Source organism: Flavobacterium sp. (assembly GCF_044368995.1).
Classification (GTDB): Bacteria; Bacteroidota; Bacteroidia; order Flavobacteriales; family Flavobacteriaceae; genus Flavobacterium.
Genome location: NZ_JBIPMS010000145.1, coordinates 1 through 3,610 on the forward strand (window position 1 = coordinate 1; position 3,610 = coordinate 3,610).

The 3,610-nt window shown below is 32.2% G+C and carries 3 protein-coding genes; 2 read left to right on the forward strand and 1 reads right to left on the reverse strand.

The features are described from left to right. Positions 1-201: 201 nt before the first annotated feature. Positions 202-720, reverse strand: coding sequence for a DUF2892 domain-containing protein (locus ACIQ2I_RS08495; RefSeq protein WP_396181988.1), 519 nt, complete (start codon positions 718-720; stop codon positions 202-204). A gap of 150 nt (positions 721-870) precedes the next feature. On the opposite strand from ACIQ2I_RS08495, the gene rpmH reads away from it, so the two are divergent. Both rpmH and carB read left to right on the forward strand, forming a co-directional pair. Beyond that, complete coding sequence (rpmH, locus tag ACIQ2I_RS08500; RefSeq protein ID WP_091315350.1) at positions 871-1,032, forward strand: 50S ribosomal protein L34; 162 nt, start codon at positions 871-873, stop codon at positions 1,030-1,032. Positions 1,033-1,130: 98 nt separating this feature from the next. Then, a partial coding sequence (gene carB, locus ACIQ2I_RS08505) for a carbamoyl-phosphate synthase large subunit (RefSeq protein ID WP_396181989.1) occupies positions 1,131-3,610 on the forward strand: 2,480 nt, incomplete at its 3' end.

The following is a 3,610-nucleotide window of genomic DNA, read 5'->3' on the forward strand; positions in this document are numbered from 1 at the left end:
CCAAATATATCTTATGAAAACCTGAGCGTTAGTGGGTGTAGTGGCATCCTTTTTTTTAAAAATAACACCAAAAAAGATATAACGAAACACACGACCTGGAAGGAAACGCACAAAATAAAAAGTGTTTAGAAGTATATTGATAATTAAGATTTAAACCGTACTAAAAAATGTTAAAAAAAAGTCCACAATAGGACTTTTTAATTAAATTCTTTTTAACTGTTGTTTCATCATTACGATTTGATCTTTAAGCATATTGTGCTTGTCTAATTTTTTTGCTTCACTTAGCCATTTCTCTGCTTCAATTTTTCTTCTTTTTGAAGCTGCGATACCTGCTAATTGAAGTTTGGCTAAGGCTAAATCTTGATCCATGCTTAAACCTAGTTCAATTGCTTTTCTAAAGTATTTTTCAGCATGATTAAGGTTAGTTTGTGAAACCATTAATCCATTTAAGTAGTTGTAATATCCTTGTTGCTTTTTTACTAGGGCTGTTTCTGGATTACTAATTTTATCTAAATATTTTTTAGCAGCATCAAAATTTTGTTTTCTTAATTGTAAAAAAGACAAAATAATTAATTCGTTTTTAAAATATAATAAGATAAAAAGTGACGATAGAAGCAAAAGGAATATTCCGTTTCCGATATTACCACCTTTTATAAATAAGTAAATTGCAAATGAAATTAATCCTGCAGCTGTAATTAGTTTTATGTTTTTATTGAACATGATATCTAGTTTAGTTTGCAAAGGTAATAAAATCTATTAAAAATAATTTTAAAAAAGTATTTGTATTTGAAAAAAGTCTTTGTATATTTGCACTCGGTTTAAAGAAAGCCATATTATTAAAGAATTACATAGAATTTAAAAATACTACCAATGAGTAAGAGAACATTTCAACCATCAAAGAGAAAAAGAAGAAATAAGCACGGTTTCATGGACAGAATGTCATCTCCTAACGGAAGAAAAGTGCTTGCTCGTAGAAGAGCTAAAGGAAGACATAAATTAACTGTATCTTGTGAACCAAGACATAAAAAATAATGGTATTAGTTAATCAAAATATCAGGGTGTTACTATTTTTATAGTAGCACCTTTTTTTTATATTTGCATTATATTACAATCTACAATAACAAAACAATATGCCAAAAGACAATTCAATAAAATCGGTTTTAATTATTGGTTCGGGACCGATAATAATTGGACAAGCCTGCGAATTTGATTACGCAGGTTCCCAATCAGCACGCTCTTTAAAAGAGGAAGGAATTGAAGTTATTTTAATCAATTCAAATCCTGCAACTATTATGACAGACCCTTCAATGGCTGATTACGTTTATTTAAAACCATTGACTACTAAATCTATAATAGAAATTTTAAAAGCACACCCTCAAATTGATGCCGTTTTACCAACAATGGGCGGCCAAACTGCATTGAATTTGTGTATTGAAGCCGATGAAAAAGGAATTTGGAAAGATTTTGATGTAAGATTAATTGGCGTAGATATAAATGCTATTAATATTACTGAAGATAGAGAGCAATTTAAAAATTTATTAAATAAAATTGGAATTCCTCAAGCACCCGCTAAAACGGCGAACTCTTTCTTAAAAGGAAAAGAGATAGAGCAAGAATTTGGTTTTCCTTTAGTTATCCGTCCTTCCTTTACTTTAGGTGGAACTGGAGCAGCCATTGTATATAAAAAAGAAGATTTTGATGCGGCTTTAACTTACGGTTTAGAAGCCTCTCCAATTCATGAAGTTTTAATTGATAAAGCTTTGATGGGCTGGAAAGAATATGAATTAGAGCTTTTACGCGATTCTAATGATAATGTGGTTATTATTTGTACGATTGAAAACATGGATCCAATGGGAATACATACTGGTGATTCTATAACTGTTGCGCCAGCGATGACGCTTTCAGATACTACTTTTCAACGTATGCGTGATATGGCTATTTTAATGATGCGTTCGATTGGTAATTTTGCAGGTGGATGTAATGTGCAATTTGCCGTTTCACCAGATGAAAAAGAAGATATAGTGGCGATTGAAATTAATCCTCGCGTGTCACGTTCTTCTGCACTTGCATCAAAAGCTACTGGTTATCCAATTGCAAAAATCGCATCCAAACTAGCTTTAGGATATAATTTAGATGAATTACAAAATCAAATCACCAAATCAACTTCAGCTTTATTCGAGCCTACTTTGGATTATGTGATTGTAAAAATCCCTCGTTGGAACTTTGATAAATTTGAAGGCGCAGATAGAACGTTAGGTTTACAAATGAAATCGGTTGGTGAAGTAATGGGTATTGGACGATCTTTTCAAGAAGCACTTCATAAAGCTACACAATCGTTGGAGATTAAACGAAATGGTTTAGGAGCAGATGGAAAAGGTTATACCAATTACGAACAAATAATTGAAAAACTAACATATGCAAGTTGGGATAGAGTTTTTGTGATATATGACGCTATTGCGATTGGAATTCCATTAAGTAGAATTCATGAAATCACTAAAATAGATATGTGGTTTTTGAAGCAATATGAAGAATTATTTCATTTAGAAAAAGAAATTTCAAAATATAAAGTAGATTCTTTACCTAAAGAATTGTTACTAGAAGCCAAACAAAAAGGATATGGCGACAGACAAATTGCTCATATGATGAAATGTTTGGAAAGTCAAGTCCGTAAATTGCGCGGTGAAATGAATATTCAACGCGTCTATAAATTAGTGGATACTTGTGCCGCAGAATTTAAAGCGCAAACCCCTTATTATTATTCTACTTTTGAAGCTGAAATTGAAAGAGCGGATGGTACAAGGTACGTGCACAACGAAAGTAGTGTAACGGAGAAGAAAAAAGTAGTAGTTTTAGGTTCTGGTCCAAATAGAATCGGACAAGGAATTGAGTTTGATTATTCTTGTGTACACGGTGTTTTGGCTGCTAAAGAATGTGGTTACGAAACGATAATGATTAACTGTAATCCTGAAACGGTTTCTACAGATTTTGATACGGCTGATAAATTATATTTTGAACCGGTTTTTTGGGAACATATATACGATATTATTCAGCATGAAAAACCTGAAGGTGTGATTGTGCAATTAGGTGGACAAACGGCTTTAAAATTAGCTGAAAAATTATCGAATTACGGAATTAAAATTTTAGGAACTTCATTTGATGCATTAGATTTGGCAGAAGATAGAGGGAGGTTCTCGGATTTATTAACGAAATTAAAAATACCATTTCCACAATTTGGAATTGCAGAAAGCGCTGAAGAAGCAACGCTACTAGCTGATACACTTGACTTTCCATTATTGGTGCGTCCTTCTTATGTATTAGGTGGTCAAGGCATGAAAATTGTAATCAACAAACAAGAGTTAGAAGAACACGTAATTGATTTGTTAAAATCAATTCCAGGAAATAAACTTTTATTAGACCATTATTTAGATGGAGCTATTGAAGCAGAAGCTGATGCCATTTGTGATGCTGATGGAAATGTGTATATCATTGGAATTATGGAGCATATAGAACCATGTGGTGTGCATTCTGGAGATAGTAATGCAACTTTACCTCCTTTTAATTTAGGTGAATTTGTGATGCAACAAATAAAAGACCATACTAAAAAAATCGC

Coding starts and splice junctions, on each gene's coding strand:
- ACIQ2I_RS08495 (WP_396181988.1), bottom strand. CDS start 720: ATGTTCAATAAAAACATAAAACTAATTACAGCTGCAGGATTAATTTCA.
- rpmH (WP_091315350.1), top strand. CDS start 871: ATGAGTAAGAGAACATTTCAACCATCAAAGAGAAAAAGAAGAAATAAG.